Consider the following 14,915-nt stretch of genomic DNA (forward strand, 5'->3'; position numbering starts at 1 on the left):
TGTGGACCAGAGCGAGAGCCCGGACGGGCAGATGACGGACGACGAGTTTGCGGCCACGGTCGCGCAGTGGTTGGCCGAGAACTTGACGGGCAAATTCGCCCAGCTCAAGGGTAAGGGCGGCCCCGGCAGTGAGCACGAGTTCTTCGAGCAACGACTCGAGTGGGACAAGCACCTCGCAGCGTCGGGGTGGACGTGCCTCGGGTGGCCGAAGGAGTTCGGCGGGCGGGGAGCAAGCATCTCCCAGCAGGTCATCTTCCATCAGGAGTACGCGAAGGCCGGTGCGCCCGCTCGCGTCAGCCACATCGGTGAAGAGCTGCTCGGCCCGACGCTGATCGCGTACGGCACCGACGAGCAGAAGCGCCGATTCCTTCCTGGCATCAACACGGTCAGTGAACTGTGGTCGCAGGGCTACTCCGAGCCCGGCGCCGGTTCCGACCTCGCGAACGTCTCCACGACCGCACGCCTCGAAGACGGCAAGTGGATCATCAACGGCCAGAAGGTGTGGACCTCACTGGCTCACGTCGCGCAGTGGTGCTTCGTGGTCTGCCGCACCGAGGTGGGCTCCAAGCGTCACCAGGGGTTGAGCTTCCTGCTTGTCCCGTTGGATCAGCCCGGTGTGACAGTTCGGCCCATTCAGCAGCTCACCGGCACATCGGAGTTCAACGAGGTCTTCTTCGACGACGCCGTCACCGATGCCGATCTGGTGGTCGGGGAACCCGGCGAGGGCTGGAAGATCGCGATGGGGCTGCTCACCTTCGAGCGCGGTGTATCCACGCTCGGACAGCAGATCGGATTTGCCCGCGAGCTCCAAGGCGTCGTCGACCTGGCGAAAGCCAATGGCAGTGACCAGGATCCGCACATTCGCGAAAAGATCGCCCGCGCGTGGGTCGGACTGCGCGTGATGCGCGCCCACGCGATGCGCACTCTCGACGCGGTCGACGCCGGAACCGGTGGCGGAGAAGCGTCCGTCGCAAAACTGTTGTGGGCCAACTGGCATCGTGATCTGGGACAGCTGGCGATGGACGTGCAGGGTGCGTCGTCGTTGGTTGCACCGTGGGCGGATTCCGAAGGCAATGCCTCGGACATCACCGATCCCGAGCACCTCGAGCTCGACGAATGGCAACGCCTCTTCCTCTTCACCCGCGCCGACACGATTTACGGCGGCTCCAACGAAATTCAGCGCAACATCATTTCCGAGCGCGTGCTCGGTCTTCCCCGAGAGGCCCGTTAATGTCTGACACCAAAGCCGCGTCCCCGCTTTCCGTTGCGCCGGAGGAAACCCCGGGCCACGGACTGCTCGCGGGCAAGAAGGCGATCATCACCGCCGCAGCCGGAACCGGCATCGGTTTCTCCACTGCGCGCAGGGTGCTTCTCGAGGGCGGCGACGTTCTCGTCTCCGACTTCCACGAGCGTCGACTCGGCGAGACGGTGGAGAAGCTGAAGGCCGAATTCCCCGGTCAGCAGGTCGAATCGATCATCTGTGACGTCTCGAGCACCGAGCAGGTCGACGCGTTGTTCGTCGGCGCCGCCGAGAAGTTGGGACGTATCGACATCGTCGTCAACAACGCGGGCCTTGGCGGTGAAACTCCCGTCGTCGACATGACGGACGATCAGTGGGATCGCGTTCTCGACATCACCCTCAACAGCACCTTCCGTTCGACGCGCGCAGCCCTGCGGTACTTCAAAAGCGTTCCCCACGGCGGTGTTCTGGTGAACAACGCGTCCGTTCTCGGTTGGCGCGCGCAGCATTCCCAGGCGCACTACGCCGCAGCCAAGGCCGGCGTCATGGCGCTGACTCGGTGCAGCGCCATCGAAGCAGCGGAGTACGGAGTCCGTATCAACGCGGTCTCGCCTTCCATTGCGCGTCACGCGTTCCTGGCGAAGGTCACCAGTGAGGAACTGCTCGACCAGTTGGCTTCCGGTGAGGCCTACGGCCGCGCCGCGGAGGTCTGGGAGATCGCAACGGTCATCGCGATGCTCGCCAGCGATTACTCCACTTACATGACCGGCGAGATCGTCTCCGTTTCTTCGCAGAGGGCCTAGCGTCCCCGTGCGCGGTTAAGGAGTCCTGGACTCGCTGACCGCGCACAGGGGAAGGCCCTGGATAGGATTGAATACATGACGCCACCTCGAAATTCCGACGAATCAAACGGCAAGTCCGGGCGCCGCGACGAGCTGCTCGAGATCGCGGCGGGGCTCTTCGCCGATCGCGGAGTGCGCGCGACGACCGTCCGCGACATCGCCGACGCCGCCGGGATCCTGTCCGGCAGCCTGTATCACCATTTCGATTCCAAGGAGTCGATGGTCGACGAGATCCTGCACCAGTTCCTCGACGAACTCTTCGGAAAATACCGCGAGATCGTCGCGGCGGGGGTGGACAGTCGCGCGACGCTCGAAGCACTGGTCGTGACGTCGTACGAGGCCATCGACGCCTCACATTCGGCTGTGGCGATCTACCAGGACGAGGTCAAGCACCTCGTCGGGAACGAGCGCTTCGCTTACCTGGCCGAGCGCAACACCGAATTCCGGGACCTGTGGGTCGGCGTCCTCGAAGCCGGCGTCGCGGACGGGACCTTCCGCTCCGACATCGACGTCGAATTGGTCTTCCGCTTCATGCGCGACACCGTGTGGGTCGCGGTTCGCTGGTACCGCCCGGGTGGATCCCTCTCGGCTCACGCCGTCGCGGCTCAATATCTCGCGATCGTGCTCGACGGGCTCTCCGATCCGGCCACAACTTCAGACGCTATTGCTGAATCAACTTCAAGAACTATTGCTGCACAACGAAACTAGGAGCTAACGCTATGTCCGAGGTTTACATCGTCGACGCCATTCGCACACCGATCGGCAAGAGGGGCGGCGCGCTGTCCGGCGTGCACCCCATCGATCTCGGTGCGCACGTCGTCAAGGCACTGGTCGAGCGCACCGGTATCGACCCCAGTGACGTCGACGACGTGATCTTCGGTTGCGTCGACGCCATCGGCGGCCAGGCCGGCAACATCGCCCGTATGTCCTGGCTCGCAGCGGGATTCCCGGAGCACGTTCCCGGGGTGACCGTCGACCGTCAGTGTGGTTCGAGCCAGCAGGCAGTGCACTTCGGCGCTCAGGCCATCCTGTCGGGCACCGCGGATCTGATCGTTGCCGGCGGCGTTCAGAACATGAGCCAGATTCCGATCTCGGCAGCGATGATCGTCGGTCAGCAGTACGGATTCGACACGCCGACTTCGGGTTCGGTCGGTTGGACCGAGCGCTACGGTGACCAAGAGGTCTCGCAGTTCAAGGGCGCCGAAATGATCGCCGAGAAGTGGGACATCAGCCGCGAAGAGCTCGAGAAGTGGGCCCTGCAGAGCCATGAGCGCGCCAAGGCTGCAATCGCCGCAGGTCGCTTCGACAACGAGATCGTCGCCATGGGTGACGCGACCGTCGACGAAGGACCCCGCGAGACCAGCCTCGAGAAGATGGCGACGCTCAAGGTTCTCGTCGAAGACGGACGCATGACCGCAGCAGTGGCCAGCCAGATCTCCGACGGTGCGAGTGCGCTGCTGCTGGCGTCGGCGGAAGCGGTGGAGAAGTACAACCTCAAGCCCCGCGCCCGGATTCATCACCTCAGCGCACGCGGCGACGACCCGATCTTCATGCTCAGTGCGCCGATCCCGGCCACGAAGCATGCTCTCGCGAAGGCCGGCCTGAGCATCGAGGACATCGACATCGTCGAGATCAACGAAGCTTTTGCCCCGGTCGTCCTGGCCTGGATCAAGGAAATCGGCGCAGATCCGGCCAAGGTCAACGTCAACGGCGGCGCGATCGCACTCGGTCACCCGCTCGGCGCGACCGGCACCAAGCTGATGGCAACCCTGCTCAACGAACTCGAGCGCACCGGCGGTCGTTACGGCTTGCTGACCATCTGTGAAGGTGGCGGCACCGCGAACGCGACGATTATCGAGCGTCTCTGACGCCTTGCTGTGCGCCTTTATTAACCGCCGGCGGTTAATAAAGGCGCACAGCAGTTAGTTGTTCGGCACATCCGCAACCTTGATGTCGAAGTTCGCACTTTCACCGTCAACGCTGGTCACGGTAGCTGTGACGTCGTATTCGGTGCCCTGCTCGGTCAGGATGCACGTGATCGATGCGCCGACTTCGGCGTCGAGGTTCTCCGGACACGTCACGTCGTCGGGTGGCTCGCCGATCTTCTCGGCTAGTTGAGTGGAGATCTGACTTGCGACTTCGGACTTGTCCACTTGCGGCGTCCCGACGCTTGCCGAGCAAGCTCCCGTGGCCAATGCCGCCGAGAGTAAGACGATTCCCACTGCAGGCCTCTTTGTCATGTGAACTCCCAGGGTGCGCCAGTGCTCGCTGCTGCCACCTCAGGGATTACCGCATTCGGGACTGTTTCAACCGAGTTGCGCGACGCAGTTTTGCGAGGTCAGCGTCGGCGGACCGTCAAGTTGAAGCCTTCGGGCATCAGGGTGAGCCGTTCGGCTACCTTCAACTCGTAGTCCGGATCGGCCTCGATCGTGTATTTCTGCAAGATGGTGCCCAACACGAGGACCGCTTCGTGAATAGCGAATTGTCTTCCGATGCAGGCGCGTTCACCTGTTCCGAACGGCTTGTACACGTGCGGCGGCCTGGCTTTGATGTTGGCGGGCAGGAAGCGATCCGGATCGAACGCCTCGGGATCGTTGCCCCACACCGGATCACGATGAAGTGAGGGGATGAGCACGAGCATCCAATCGCCCTTCTTCATCGGATACTTGCCGACGAGCGTCGTGTCTTCGAGCGCCGCGCGCCCGTAGGCGGGAGCGGTCGGCCACAGACGCAATGATTCGTCGAGGACGCGTCGTACGTATCGAAGTTTCGCGATCTTCTCGAAGGCGGGCTCCTCGCCCTCCCATACCTTGTCGACCTCGGCTTGCGCCTTGGCCAGCACGTCAGGGTTTCGTGACAGGTAGTACAGCGCGAACGACAATGCGCCGGAGGTCGTTTCGTGTCCGGCGACGAGGAAGGTCACGACCTGATGGCGGATGTTCAGTTCGTCGATACGGTTGGGATCGTTTTCGCGTGCCGCCCGCAGCATCAGTTCGAGAAGATCTTCGGGCCCCGGTTCGGTACTTGTCCGCCGGGCACGGATCACTTCGTCCACAACCTCGGCCATGTACGCCTTGCGGACCTCGTCACGTTGATCGGCGCGACGTGCGAGCACTCGCCCGAGGGCGGTCGACTTCAGGAACGTCGTGCGCTGCGAATGGGAGAGTGCGCCGACCATTGCCTTGACGAACGGATGCTGTTCTTCACGTTCGAAGGAGTCGAACGAGTAGCTGAATCCAGTGCGTCCGATGGTCTCCAGCGTCAGCTTGGTCATGTCTGCGGAGACGTCGATGGGGGAGTCACTTTCACGACTGTCCCAATGGTCGACCAACTCGCCGGCCACGTCGAGCATGGTGCGGTGGTACGAGCGCATCGCAGTCTGGCTGAACGCCGGTGCCAGGAGATTGTGCGCCTTGCCCCAGTTGGGTTCGTGGTTGTACGCCGTGAACAGGCCGTCGCCGCCGATTCCGCGGAGTGCTTTGACTCCAGGTGCAAGGTGCTTCGCGAACCGGGACTCGTCGGACAGTTCTGCCACCATGTCCGCGCCCGAGGCGAAGACGAAGCGATTTCCCAGGACATTTCTCTCGAAGATCGGGCCGAGTTCGCGGCCGATGCTCACGGAGTTCTGCAGCGGTGTCCGGATATTGATCCCGAGAACGTCCCCGAGGACCGGCAGGCGCCACGCCGGATGCGGGATCCGAGCATCGGTCGTCGCCTCTGGAGTGGTGTCGACGCTCATTGTGTGTCCCCCGGGGTGAGATCGCTTACTGAATTGATGTCTAGTACGCAAAGTACGCCTTACTGAATCGGTGTCAAGTAGTAATCTGACTTGCCTATGGTCGCACCACGAAAACGCCTGGACCGAGAGCAGCGGCGCACGCAGTTGCTCGACATCGGCGCGCAACTTTTTGCCGATCGCTCGTACGAGGATGTGTGGATCGAAGAGGTCGCCGAGATTGCGGGCGTCTCGCGCGGGTTGATGTACCACTATTTTCCGACCAAGCGAGACTTCTTCGCCGCAATCGTCGAGCGCGAATCGCAGCACCTGCTCGAGGTGACCGCACCCGATGCGACGCTACCGGTGCGCGAACAGGTGGCAGCCGGGTTGGACGCCTACTTCGCGTACGTGAAGTCGCACAGCAGGGGAGTGCGCGCCATCAACGTCGGGACGCTCTCGGCCGAGGCCGGTATCCGGGCGATTGTCGAGCGCGAACTCGAACAGCAGCAGATTCGAATCCTCGATGCACTGGGATTCGAGGGCGAAAGAAGACAGCTCGCTGCCGTTGCAGTTCGGGGATGGATCGCGTTCGTCCGAGCTGTCTGCCTCGACTGGCTCGATCAACCTTCCATACCGCAGGAAGAGTTGAGAGTGATCTGTCTGCGGACCCTCTCCGGAGCGTTGGGCATCGACCTCGAAACGTGAAAAGCCGACCGCGCGGGAGCGGCCGGCATTTCCACGGACAAGGCTGATCAGTCGAGCGTCGAATAGAGATCGTCCCAGCCCTTGGCCACGTACATGTTGGTGTAGATGGACCCGTAGTACGTACTTCCTTGCAGAACGGCGACGTTCCCGGCCTGCACAGCCGGAAGTCGTTGCCACAACTTGTTGTCCGAGAGTTGATCGAAGGTGGTGTCACTGCTGTCGGTGACAGAAACCATGAACGCGTCGCAGTCTTGCAGACGATCCATCTCTTCGATGCTCAGTCGTCCCTGATTGTCGAAACCGGTTGTGTTCAATGTTCTTCCGCCGATATCGGCGAGCGTCATGTCGGTGGGTTGACGATTCTTCTTTCCCGTTTCCTCCGACACGGGCAGGCTGTCGATGTAGATCGTGGCCTTGTCCGGACTGTAGGACAAGCTTGCGACGGTTTTGCCCGCGATCGCCGAAGCGTGTCGAGTGCGAATGTCGGTGATCAGAGCGTCGTAATCGGTGATCAGGCGATCCATGGTGGGTGTTCGGCCCAGCCAATCGGAGAGCCGGGTCAGGTTCTCCCGCCACGTCTGCTTCGATTCGGTCGTCAGGACAGGAGCGATGGCTTGGAGCTTTGCAGCGGGCCAGTACTCGTTGTCGGCGTTGACGCAGATGATGAGATCGGGTGCGAGTCCGAGGATCTGCTCCAGATTGGGCTTGTCGCTGAGGTATTCGGCCGAGCCGTCGGCGGGAACCCACTTGGTGACGGGCGAGATGTTGTATCCGAACACCGGTAGTTCCAGGGCAATGGCGAGCTCGAGGTCGGTTCGGGCGTCGACGGCCAAGACCCGCTTCGGGTTGGTAGGTATGTCGTAGGTCCCCAACGGCGTGGTGACGGTGCGCATTTGAGCGTCATCATCGGTACCTGAACCGTCGCTGGAACTGCAGGACGACAGAATAGTTGCGACTGCTGCCATCCCGGCTCCGATGCCGAATTGGCGACGGGTAAGTGCGTCGACTAGCTCTTGCCAGACGCGTTCGTCCGGCACGGTAGGTGTGTTGGTCAGCATTTTTTCGATACCCTTCGGTCTGAGTCCGTATCGATCGTAGGGTTGGCGATACCAGATCACCTATATCGAAAACCGCCTGATATTAGTCGATTTCGGCCATGGTCCGTGACTTGCGGGTGATGGCGGCGCCGAAGGCTGCAGCGAGCGGGAACATCAGAACGCCGTACACCGCGGCCGGCACTGCCAATTGCACGTTGTCGAGGAGACTGACGGCGATGGTGATCGCCAACGTGCTGTTGTGGATGCCGATTTCCATGGAACTGGCGATGGCCTGACGATCCTCGATGCCGAATATCCGGGGAACGACGTAACCGATCGAGAGGCTCAGTAGGCAGAACAAGGCAGCGACGACGCCGATGTCGACGAGATAGTCCGCGATGTTCTCGCGCTCGGAAACAACCGTTCCGACGATCACCAGTGCCAGAACCACCGCGGATCCGATGCGGACGGGCTTGTCCATGCGCTCGGCAAAGGCGCTCGAGCGCAATCGAACCCACATTCCGAGGGCGACAGGAATCAGTACGACGGCAAAGACCTGAAGTACCTTCGTGAACTGCAGTCCGAGGGTGCCGTCCGCGTCCTCGGGTTCGAAGTACCCCAACGCGAAGTTGGTGATGAGCGGAAGGGTGACCACCGCTATCACCGAATTGACCGCAGTGAGTGTCACATTGAGAGCGACATCGCCGCGGAACAGATGACTGAACAGATTTGCCGTGGTGCCGCCCGGTGATGCGGCGAGGAGCATCATGCCGACGGCGAGCAGCGGGTCGAGGTCGAACAACGTGACCAGACCGAAGGCCGCGGCCGGGAGCAACAACAACTGACAGATCAGGGCAATCGAGACGGCTTTCGGCGCTTTTGCCACGCGGGCAAAATCTCCGACCGTCAAGGAAAGCCCGAGGCCGAACATGATGATGGCGAGTGCGGCGGGTAGGCCGACGGAGGTGAGTGCAGAGTCCATGAGTTAGTGGCTACTTCCAGTCACTGGGGGAATTTCACTGAAACTACCGTGATGCCCGGATCTGCGTGGCAGTTTGGATACATTGATGTATCGAACCGTGACGGCGTCGGTGAGCAGGGTTATCGTCGAATTATGTGCCGAAACATCACTGAACTTCGTGGACTCGAGCCCGCTGCTACGCCGGAGGAGATCGAGGCGGCCTCTCGCCAATACGTACGTAAGGTGAGCGGAATAGCCAAGGTGTCCGACGCGAACCGAGACGCCTTCGAACAGGCGGTGCGTGAGGTGACCGAAACGACGACGCGCCTGCTCAGTGCGTTGCCGCCTCGCAGACAGCCACCTCAGACCGTCCCTCCGTTGCGTCGCCCGGAAGTACAGGCCCGGATCGCTGCTCGTTCGTCCTGACCCGAGTGGATCTCACAGATATCGACGTATGGGACGTCGAAGCCTTGGATCAACTGTCTGCTGGGTTGGAAGGCGTTCTGGTCGCTCACCGCGTTCGCGACATCCGTCGACGGCTGGATACGCTGCGCAAAGAGGCCGTCGCCGACGACTTGCATATTCGTCAGGATGGGACCGTCTCTGCTGTTGCGCCCATCGCCGACGGTCACCCGCTCCACGTGCACGCCCAGTTGCTCGAGGTCGCAGTTCGAGAACTGATCGGTGAGGCACTGCTGGTCAGCGCGGATCTTCATCATGCGTTGTCTCTGCGGTCTCAGGTCGGCACCGACCTCCGTGACAAAGCTGTGCGTGTGGGGGAGGAGTGGCGAGCGTTCAGCCCTGATCGGCAGCGTCAGATGTTGCGTCATGCACCAGGCCTGATCGCCAACCTCGACGGCATTCCTGCTGCGATTCGCAGCCCGGCCAACCTCGATCGAATTCAATCGGAACGAGCACGGCTGCAAGATGATTCAGTCCGAATCTCGCAAGAACTTCACCGCGAGTTCTTCGGCGGCAGACTGAGTAACACCGGGGCGGGCCAGTGGTACGCCGAACGCAAACTCGAGGATCTGGACGCGCTCGACGAGTTGTTTCGCGCCGAACCTGATCGACGGTTACTGCTCATGGACATGCGCTCGGGCGAACGCGGCTTCGCTGCAATTGCGATCGGTGATCCGGACACAGCGGATCACATCTCCGTGACGATTCCCGGACTGAACACCAACGTCAAGGACTCGATGCGCGGAATGGTCGGCGAGGCAACGCGATTACGAGCCGAGGCGATGCGGCAACTCGAACTGGCCGGCCGAAAGGAAAGCGTGGCCACCATCGCCTGGATCGGATACGACGCGCCACAGGTGATCGGGCCGGGAAAGTTCGACATCGGTCGGGCCAGCTTCGACGTCAGTCGATCGTCCAAGGCCGGCATAGCCGCCGACGCATTGGGTAGCTTCTTTCACGGTCTTCGTGCCGCGTCGGTCAACGACGGAGTCCATATCACCGCGTTGGGCCACTCCTACGGATCCCTCGCGACTTCTCTTGCGCTGCAACGCGGGGCAAGCGCAGCGGTCGACGACGTGGTGTTCTACGGTTCACCCGGGGTGCGAGCCAAGGTGGAGTCGGACCTTGGTATCGCCGACCGGCACGTCTACGTCATGAAAGCGGAAGGCGACAGTATCGCGGGGTTCGGCCGTTTCGGTGGCGATCCGACGCGCACCGAGTTCCATCGGTTGTCCACGGCCGAGGGGATCACCCCGGATGGAGTGAAACACGAGCGGGCGTTCGGGCATGCGGAGTACGCGAGGACAGGGGACAACGGAGAACTGCGGATGTCGGGATACAACCTCGCGGTTGTGGTTGCCGGACTGCCGGAGCGTGCTGTTATTGATTGATCGTGCCACCTGAGCGACCGCATGAATCGACTGGAACTATTTCGTGTATAGAGATCTGTCCGATACCCCGACCCCGACCACATCGGCGTCGCTCGCCGTACTTTAGGCGTCCCCTGACGACCCGGAACGGCGCGCCTGGATCAAATGGGCGCAACAACGGGGGACAAGTGCCGATCATTTAGGTCAACTCAGCAAAGTCTCGCTGACATGGAATCTCCTTACTTACCAAGAGAAGTCAGTCGTCGACTATGAATTCGAATCCTCCTGGAGGCATTTCGTAGACGATGACGTTGTTCTCGACTCCCGTGACGATCGTCAGGTAAAATCTGGGCACTCCGTCTATCTGGACGTAGGAGTTCACGGTCACCCCGCGCTGGCGCGGGACCTGCGGAAATATCGCCTCGCCGCCCTGCACATGCGAACCGGGGTGGAGGGACTGCGCAGTGTCGAGGACAGATTTGCGGACGGCGTCGAGGTCGATGAGGTCGTCATCTGAATTGACCAGCGAAGGCTGAAAGTCCTTCAGCGGAAACGGCAGGTGCAGCGGTATCGGGCTCGGCTGGGGATGTGGGATCGGCTGATCCGAAAAGTCGACGTCCCAGACCAGCACGCCGTCAGTGACTGTCGGCATCAAGTACGAGTGCTCGGATCCTGACTCGATACTTCGACGAACCGAATCCACGTAGTCGGCCAGAGAGCCGAAAAGGGAGCCGCCTTCGTCGGCGGCTTCGGCGGCGAAATAGCGGATGCAGCCGTGGTGTAGGCCACCTCGGGTATCGACATAGAGAAAATCACCGGCTCCGTCCTCGGCGAACGGAATGTAGGTAGGGAGGAACATCTCTGCAGTTTCACCTGCGTGTTGTGCTCGAACGGTGATGGGCCAGTCGGGTCCGAGGTAGTCGATAGGATGCAATTGTTCACGGCAACGTCTGTGCGTGGAAACCACATGGTCGAGTGAAAGCAGTTCCACTCCTGGTAGGGCTTCGCCGACGAACTGGTTGTCGTCGGAGCGGAAGGGTTGGCCGTCATGCAGGGCGAAGAACTCGCGTAGGTCCTCCGGCCATGGATTAGTGACGCGTTCGGCGGTTTCCCGATCGGACCGAGTCCGAGGCGGACGTACCGCAGCGGCGGTGACCGGTGCACGGTCGCGGAGTACCTCCATGAAGGCGAGCCATGCGTCGGTAAGAGTCATGGTTCGAATCTATCGACAGAAATCCCGCTGCGAGATCGAACGCGGCCGTCAGATGTCATGGATCCGTGAGGCCGGGATAGCGTGCATTCATGAGCGTTGAAGAGCACTGGCGCAGACTCAACGGTTGGTGTCAGCGGGAAGCCCCGGTAACGGCTGCCGCTATCGACCCGCCCGCGCCAGTGGACGTCCTGAAATCCGTGGAAACATTTACGGGCAGGACGTGGCCGGCCGAGCTACGGACGTGGTTCGGTTTGCAGAACGGAAACCCCGACGGAGGGCACTCGGCCCTGATATTTCCGGAGTTTCAACCGTTGCCTTTGGATCGTGTCGCGTCTGTGTGGGAATCGATGACGACAGAGTGGGGAGAGACGACAACAGCCGCCGGTGGCATCGCTTTGCCTGATCAGCCAGCGGGAACGGTGGCTGACACCTTCTTGGCGGCATACATTCCCATAGCTGCCAACATTCGGGGCGATCTCTTGTTCGTCGATACGCGGACCGGTCAAGCAAGCGGATGTGTACGCGAATTCCTCGGAGACAGCGCCGACCAAGGGACAACCTGGCCCTCCGTCGCCGCGCTATTGGAGGACGTCGTTTTTGCGTTGGAGCACGGACAGCCATGCGGCGGTTGGATTCCGAGTGTCGACCAGGGCTGGTTGAGTTGGGATTTGCCCTAGGCTCACGACTTACGAGCGTGGAGCGTGACGGTGATTGAATACTGATGTGAGCACTGCACATCCACCGTTCCAGGGCGCGAGCCGGGTTTACAGTGGCACTCATGCGTCTGAGGCATTCGGCCAGGGGGTTGGTCGTTGACGACCAGTCCCGTCTTCTGCTTTACCGACTCATCGCGCCCGGGGGTGGGCTGACGGTCTGGTGTCCTCCGGGCGGAGGCTTGGAAGGAGACGAAACCCCGTCCGAGGCGCTCGCGCGCGAATTGGACGAGGAGATCGGCTTGCGCGACTACGGCGCAGCCACCCATGTGTGGCATGAGGAGATCCGTGACCCGGCGATATTGCCGGGTTGGGGCGGTGCGATCAACGACTACTTCCTCGTGCCGGTGGCGACCGTATTCGAGCCCTGTGGGTCGTTGGGGCGCGAAGCGCTGGCCGCCGAGCTGGTCGAGCACTCCGAGTGGTGGAGCGTTGACCGCCTCTTGTCACACAGTGGTCGAGAAGTGTTCGGGCCACGCGATTTACCCGACCGGTTTGCACGCCTGGTCAAGGATGGGCCATCGAGTGCGCCGGATCGATTTGTTCGGTCGCCGTGAGGGATGCGAGGTAGCGATTGAAAACGAACATTTCGGCATCGAAACACGGCTACGCTGGGGTTATGGAGCACTACGTGCGTAAGGACCCCATCCCGTACGCTTCTACGGCTGCGCCGGTCAGTTCTCACAACCGGTTGGCAAGGACGGCCCAAAAATTGTGGATGGCTCTTCGAGGGATGATGGGGGATCGGAAGGCGAGTCGATATACCTCGCTCGCTCCGCGGCATCCCGACGGATCACGCACCGCTGTAACATCTTTCAACAGTAGTGGTGGTGGGAAATAGGTATCGGTATACAACACTGCCCGGTGTTCGTCGAAATTCTCGACGAACACCGGGCAGTGACGCACTACTCGAACTGGGGTCAGCGGAGGTACTGTCCGCACACCGGCCACGCGCCGGCGCCCTGACCGGCAAGGACGTTTTCAGCAACGCGGACCTGTTCTGCCTGGCTGGCGTTGGCGGCGCTGCCCGCTCCGCCGTAGGCCTCCCACGTGCTCTGGCTGAACTGGAGTCCGCCGTAGTAGCCGTTTCCGGTGTTCGCGGCCCAGTTGCCCGAAGATTCGCATTCTGCGACACCCGACCAGTCGTGGGTGGCTGCGGATGCGGTGCCTGCGCTCAATCCGAGGGCTCCGGCTGCGAGGGCTCCGGCTGCGGCGACAGAGGCAAGTGCACGGGTAACGGTGGTCTTGGTCATTTTTGGTAAATCCTCTCGAGTCCCGCCGACGGAGGACGGTGACCGTCTCAGCTCCGCTCCCACCACTAGGAATGTTGTCGAGTCCGAACCGCGGGGTGGGACGGGCGGTGGCGATTCGGTAATGCCCGGTTGATCGGGCTGTCACCAACCATAAGAGATGATTACGGATTGGTCACGGGTCGGCGTGTCGACACATGTTTGTGCAACAGAAATGCATCAAAGAGTGTTTTCCCAGGTCGCATGGCGATATGCCACCTCTCCCGGCGTTACATAAACGAGATGAAATGTGATGCAAGTCACCTGAAACGTGCCTCGGCGGCGTCGATATGCGGCGAATGTGACACTCGATCAGCCCGGTTTGTCGGCTTTTCGACCCGGTTTTCAGTCGTGCTGGAACCCATGTCTAGCCGTGATCTGTTGTCGACCGACCGGCCCGATTTACCTGTAGGGCAGCAGAATTGACAACGAATAACGCGCCGCTGGCTCAGACGAGATTCTTGCTCGCCTTGATCCGGCGGCGAATGTCGCGCATCTGAATGGTGTTGCCGGCCTGACGAACGGAGCGTGGGATGAACCTGTTGACGAACGACACGAAAATGAAGAGGTGTTCGAACCGGCGGCGGTCGTCTTCGGTCCACTCGAGATCGAGTTGGTCGCGGTAGATCGGTGGAAGGAATCCGACCGTCAGGAACCGCAACAAGTTTCGGAACACCAGGCGTATCGGCCACGCGATCATCTGTAGGTTGACCAAGTCGATCAGGTACTGCTTGGTGCGTTCGTCGATGACGACGCGTTCGCAACCGAGGTTCCAGTAGCGCTCGAAGTCGGCACGTGTGGCCGGCCACATCTCTTCGGTGACCTGCAGCGTCGTTCCCAAAGTTGACGCGGACTTGTAGAACGACTCCGCCTGTTCTTCGGACATCTTGCCGTGCAGCAACTGAAGACTGTCTTCGAAACCGATGAACAGGCATGCAGCAACCCATAATTGGAGTTCGCGATTGAAGGCGTTGTACTTGACCGGGCTGTTTGAATCCGACTTCACATGTCGGTGCACCGAGTTCACGGCCTCGCGGTAAGCCTTTCGCTCTTCCTCGTCACCCAGGATCGCGACCGTCAGGTACTGCGTCGTGGTTCGTGCACGCTTCCACGGATGCGCTGTCAGAGCACCCGATTCGACCTTGCTCTCCATGACGCCGTACGCCACCTCGGGCCAACCGAGTTGCAGGATGACGTTGGCAGCGGCTCCGGCGAACGACCAGAAATCGAGTGCGTCGGTGATGTGTGCGGGCTTACGTGCCCACCGTCTACGCTCGGCCGTGATGGTGATGCGTGTCTGATCGGTGCGAAGCGACGACTCGGACTTTTCCGAATCCAGGTAGTGAGTGGGCATGGATCTTCCTC

General features: G+C 61.3%; 15 protein-coding genes and 1 pseudogene. 9 read left to right on the forward strand and 7 right to left on the reverse strand.

The features are described 5' to 3' along the window. The first annotated feature begins 1 nt into the window (after window position 1). From YH3_RS06095 to YH3_RS06110, 4 genes are all read left to right on the forward strand, one after another. Complete coding sequence (locus YH3_RS06095) at window positions 2-1,231, forward strand: acyl-CoA dehydrogenase family protein (protein ID WP_007734188.1); 1,230 nt, start codon at window positions 2-4, stop codon at window positions 1,229-1,231. Beyond that, a complete protein-coding gene (locus tag YH3_RS06100) occupies window positions 1,231-2,043 on the forward strand; it encodes an SDR family oxidoreductase (protein WP_003945582.1) in 813 nt (270 codons plus the stop codon). Before YH3_RS06095 ends, YH3_RS06100 begins: the two co-directional genes overlap by 1 nt. A gap of 75 nt (window positions 2,044-2,118) precedes the next feature. Continuing rightward, on the forward strand, window positions 2,119-2,790 hold the full coding sequence (locus tag YH3_RS06105; RefSeq protein WP_064443121.1) for a TetR/AcrR family transcriptional regulator: 672 nt from the start codon (window positions 2,119-2,121) through the stop codon (window positions 2,788-2,790). A gap of 11 nt (window positions 2,791-2,801) precedes the next feature. Continuing rightward, window positions 2,802-3,950: an acetyl-CoA C-acetyltransferase gene (locus YH3_RS06110; protein ID WP_003945727.1), complete on the forward strand. Its 1,149-nt coding sequence runs from the start codon at window positions 2,802-2,804 to the stop codon at window positions 3,948-3,950. A 54-nt stretch (window positions 3,951-4,004) separates the two neighbouring features. On the opposite strand, the gene YH3_RS06115 is transcribed toward YH3_RS06110, so the two are convergent. Continuing rightward, window positions 4,005-4,322, reverse strand: coding sequence for a DUF4333 domain-containing protein (locus YH3_RS06115; protein ID WP_020906277.1), 318 nt, complete (start codon window positions 4,320-4,322; stop codon window positions 4,005-4,007). A 98-nt stretch (window positions 4,323-4,420) separates the two neighbouring features. After that, on the reverse strand, window positions 4,421-5,821 hold the full coding sequence (locus tag YH3_RS06120; protein ID WP_064443122.1) for a cytochrome P450: 1,401 nt from the start codon (window positions 5,819-5,821) through the stop codon (window positions 4,421-4,423). Between the two features lie 96 nt (window positions 5,822-5,917). On the opposite strand from YH3_RS06120, the gene YH3_RS06125 reads away from it, so the two are divergent. Further along, window positions 5,918-6,505: a TetR/AcrR family transcriptional regulator gene (locus YH3_RS06125; protein WP_003945528.1), complete on the forward strand. Its 588-nt coding sequence runs from the start codon at window positions 5,918-5,920 to the stop codon at window positions 6,503-6,505. Between the two features lie 47 nt (window positions 6,506-6,552). On the opposite strand, the gene YH3_RS06130 is transcribed toward YH3_RS06125, so the two are convergent. Beyond that, the gene (locus YH3_RS06130) at window positions 6,553-7,563 is read right to left on the reverse strand and encodes an ABC transporter substrate-binding protein (RefSeq protein ID WP_064112460.1); all 1,011 of its coding nucleotides are present in this window, start codon (window positions 7,561-7,563) and stop codon (window positions 6,553-6,555) included. An 82-nt stretch (window positions 7,564-7,645) separates the two neighbouring features. Continuing rightward, a complete protein-coding gene (locus YH3_RS06135; RefSeq protein ID WP_003945620.1) occupies window positions 7,646-8,524 on the reverse strand; it encodes a bile acid:sodium symporter family protein in 879 nt (292 codons plus the stop codon). Window positions 8,525-8,656: 132 nt separating this feature from the next. On the opposite strand from YH3_RS06135, the gene YH3_RS06140 reads away from it, so the two are divergent. Together YH3_RS06140 and YH3_RS06145 are read left to right on the forward strand one after the other, a co-directional pair. Further along, a complete protein-coding gene (locus YH3_RS06140; RefSeq protein WP_003945457.1) occupies window positions 8,657-8,929 on the forward strand; it encodes a DUF2277 domain-containing protein in 273 nt (90 codons plus the stop codon). A 5-nt stretch (window positions 8,930-8,934) separates the two neighbouring features. Next, a complete protein-coding gene (locus YH3_RS06145; RefSeq protein WP_058227639.1) occupies window positions 8,935-10,356 on the forward strand; it encodes an alpha/beta hydrolase in 1,422 nt (473 codons plus the stop codon). Window positions 10,357-10,591: 235 nt separating this feature from the next. Here the strand turns inward: YH3_RS06145 and YH3_RS06150 are convergent, their stop codons facing one another. After that, a complete protein-coding gene (locus tag YH3_RS06150) occupies window positions 10,592-11,548 on the reverse strand; it encodes an SMI1/KNR4 family protein (protein ID WP_058227638.1) in 957 nt (318 codons plus the stop codon). 89 nt (window positions 11,549-11,637) lie between these two features. Between YH3_RS06150 and YH3_RS06155 the strand changes: the two genes are divergently transcribed. Next, window positions 11,638-12,225, forward strand: coding sequence for a hypothetical protein (locus YH3_RS06155; protein WP_154100282.1), 588 nt, complete (start codon window positions 11,638-11,640; stop codon window positions 12,223-12,225). Window positions 12,226-12,326: 101 nt separating this feature from the next. After that, complete coding sequence (locus YH3_RS06160; RefSeq protein WP_082845696.1) at window positions 12,327-12,818, forward strand: NUDIX domain-containing protein; 492 nt, start codon at window positions 12,327-12,329, stop codon at window positions 12,816-12,818. A gap of 369 nt (window positions 12,819-13,187) precedes the next feature. Here YH3_RS06160 and YH3_RS06165 read toward each other — a convergent pair. Both YH3_RS06165 and YH3_RS06170 read right to left on the reverse strand, forming a co-directional pair. Continuing rightward, window positions 13,188-13,514: pseudogene (locus YH3_RS06165) on the reverse strand (transglycosylase family protein); the annotation flags it as partial. Window positions 13,515-13,998: 484 nt separating this feature from the next. After that, a complete protein-coding gene (locus tag YH3_RS06170; RefSeq protein ID WP_064443123.1) occupies window positions 13,999-14,904 on the reverse strand; it encodes an oxygenase MpaB family protein in 906 nt (301 codons plus the stop codon). Window positions 14,905-14,915 lie beyond the last annotated feature (11 nt).

Source organism: Rhodococcus sp. YH3-3, from assembly GCF_001653035.1.
Lineage (GTDB): Bacteria > Actinomycetota > Actinomycetes > Mycobacteriales > Mycobacteriaceae > Rhodococcus_F > Rhodococcus_F qingshengii.

Excerpts from the sequence above, each read along its gene's own strand:
- YH3_RS06100 (WP_003945582.1), top strand. The coding sequence starts at position 1,231 with ATGTCTGACACCAAAGCCGCGTCCCCGCTTTCCGTTGCGCCGGAGGAA.
- YH3_RS06105 (WP_064443121.1), top strand. The coding sequence starts at position 2,119 with ATGACGCCACCTCGAAATTCCGACGAATCAAACGGCAAGTCCGGGCGC.
- YH3_RS06110 (WP_003945727.1), top strand. The coding sequence starts at position 2,802 with ATGTCCGAGGTTTACATCGTCGACGCCATTCGCACACCGATCGGCAAG.
- YH3_RS06115 (WP_020906277.1), bottom strand. The coding sequence starts at position 4,322 with ATGACAAAGAGGCCTGCAGTGGGAATCGTCTTACTCTCGGCGGCATTG.
- YH3_RS06120 (WP_064443122.1), bottom strand. The coding sequence starts at position 5,821 with ATGAGCGTCGACACCACTCCAGAGGCGACGACCGATGCTCGGATCCCG.
- YH3_RS06125 (WP_003945528.1), top strand. The coding sequence starts at position 5,918 with ATGGTCGCACCACGAAAACGCCTGGACCGAGAGCAGCGGCGCACGCAG.
- YH3_RS06130 (WP_064112460.1), bottom strand. The coding sequence starts at position 7,563 with ATGCTGACCAACACACCTACCGTGCCGGACGAACGCGTCTGGCAAGAG.
- YH3_RS06135 (WP_003945620.1), bottom strand. The coding sequence starts at position 8,524 with ATGGACTCTGCACTCACCTCCGTCGGCCTACCCGCCGCACTCGCCATC.
- YH3_RS06140 (WP_003945457.1), top strand. The coding sequence starts at position 8,657 with ATGTGCCGAAACATCACTGAACTTCGTGGACTCGAGCCCGCTGCTACG.
- YH3_RS06150 (WP_058227638.1), bottom strand. The coding sequence starts at position 11,548 with ATGACTCTTACCGACGCATGGCTCGCCTTCATGGAGGTACTCCGCGAC.
- YH3_RS06155 (WP_154100282.1), top strand. The coding sequence starts at position 11,638 with ATGAGCGTTGAAGAGCACTGGCGCAGACTCAACGGTTGGTGTCAGCGG.
- YH3_RS06160 (WP_082845696.1), top strand. The coding sequence starts at position 12,327 with ATGCGTCTGAGGCATTCGGCCAGGGGGTTGGTCGTTGACGACCAGTCC.
- YH3_RS06170 (WP_064443123.1), bottom strand. The coding sequence starts at position 14,904 with ATGCCCACTCACTACCTGGATTCGGAAAAGTCCGAGTCGTCGCTTCGC.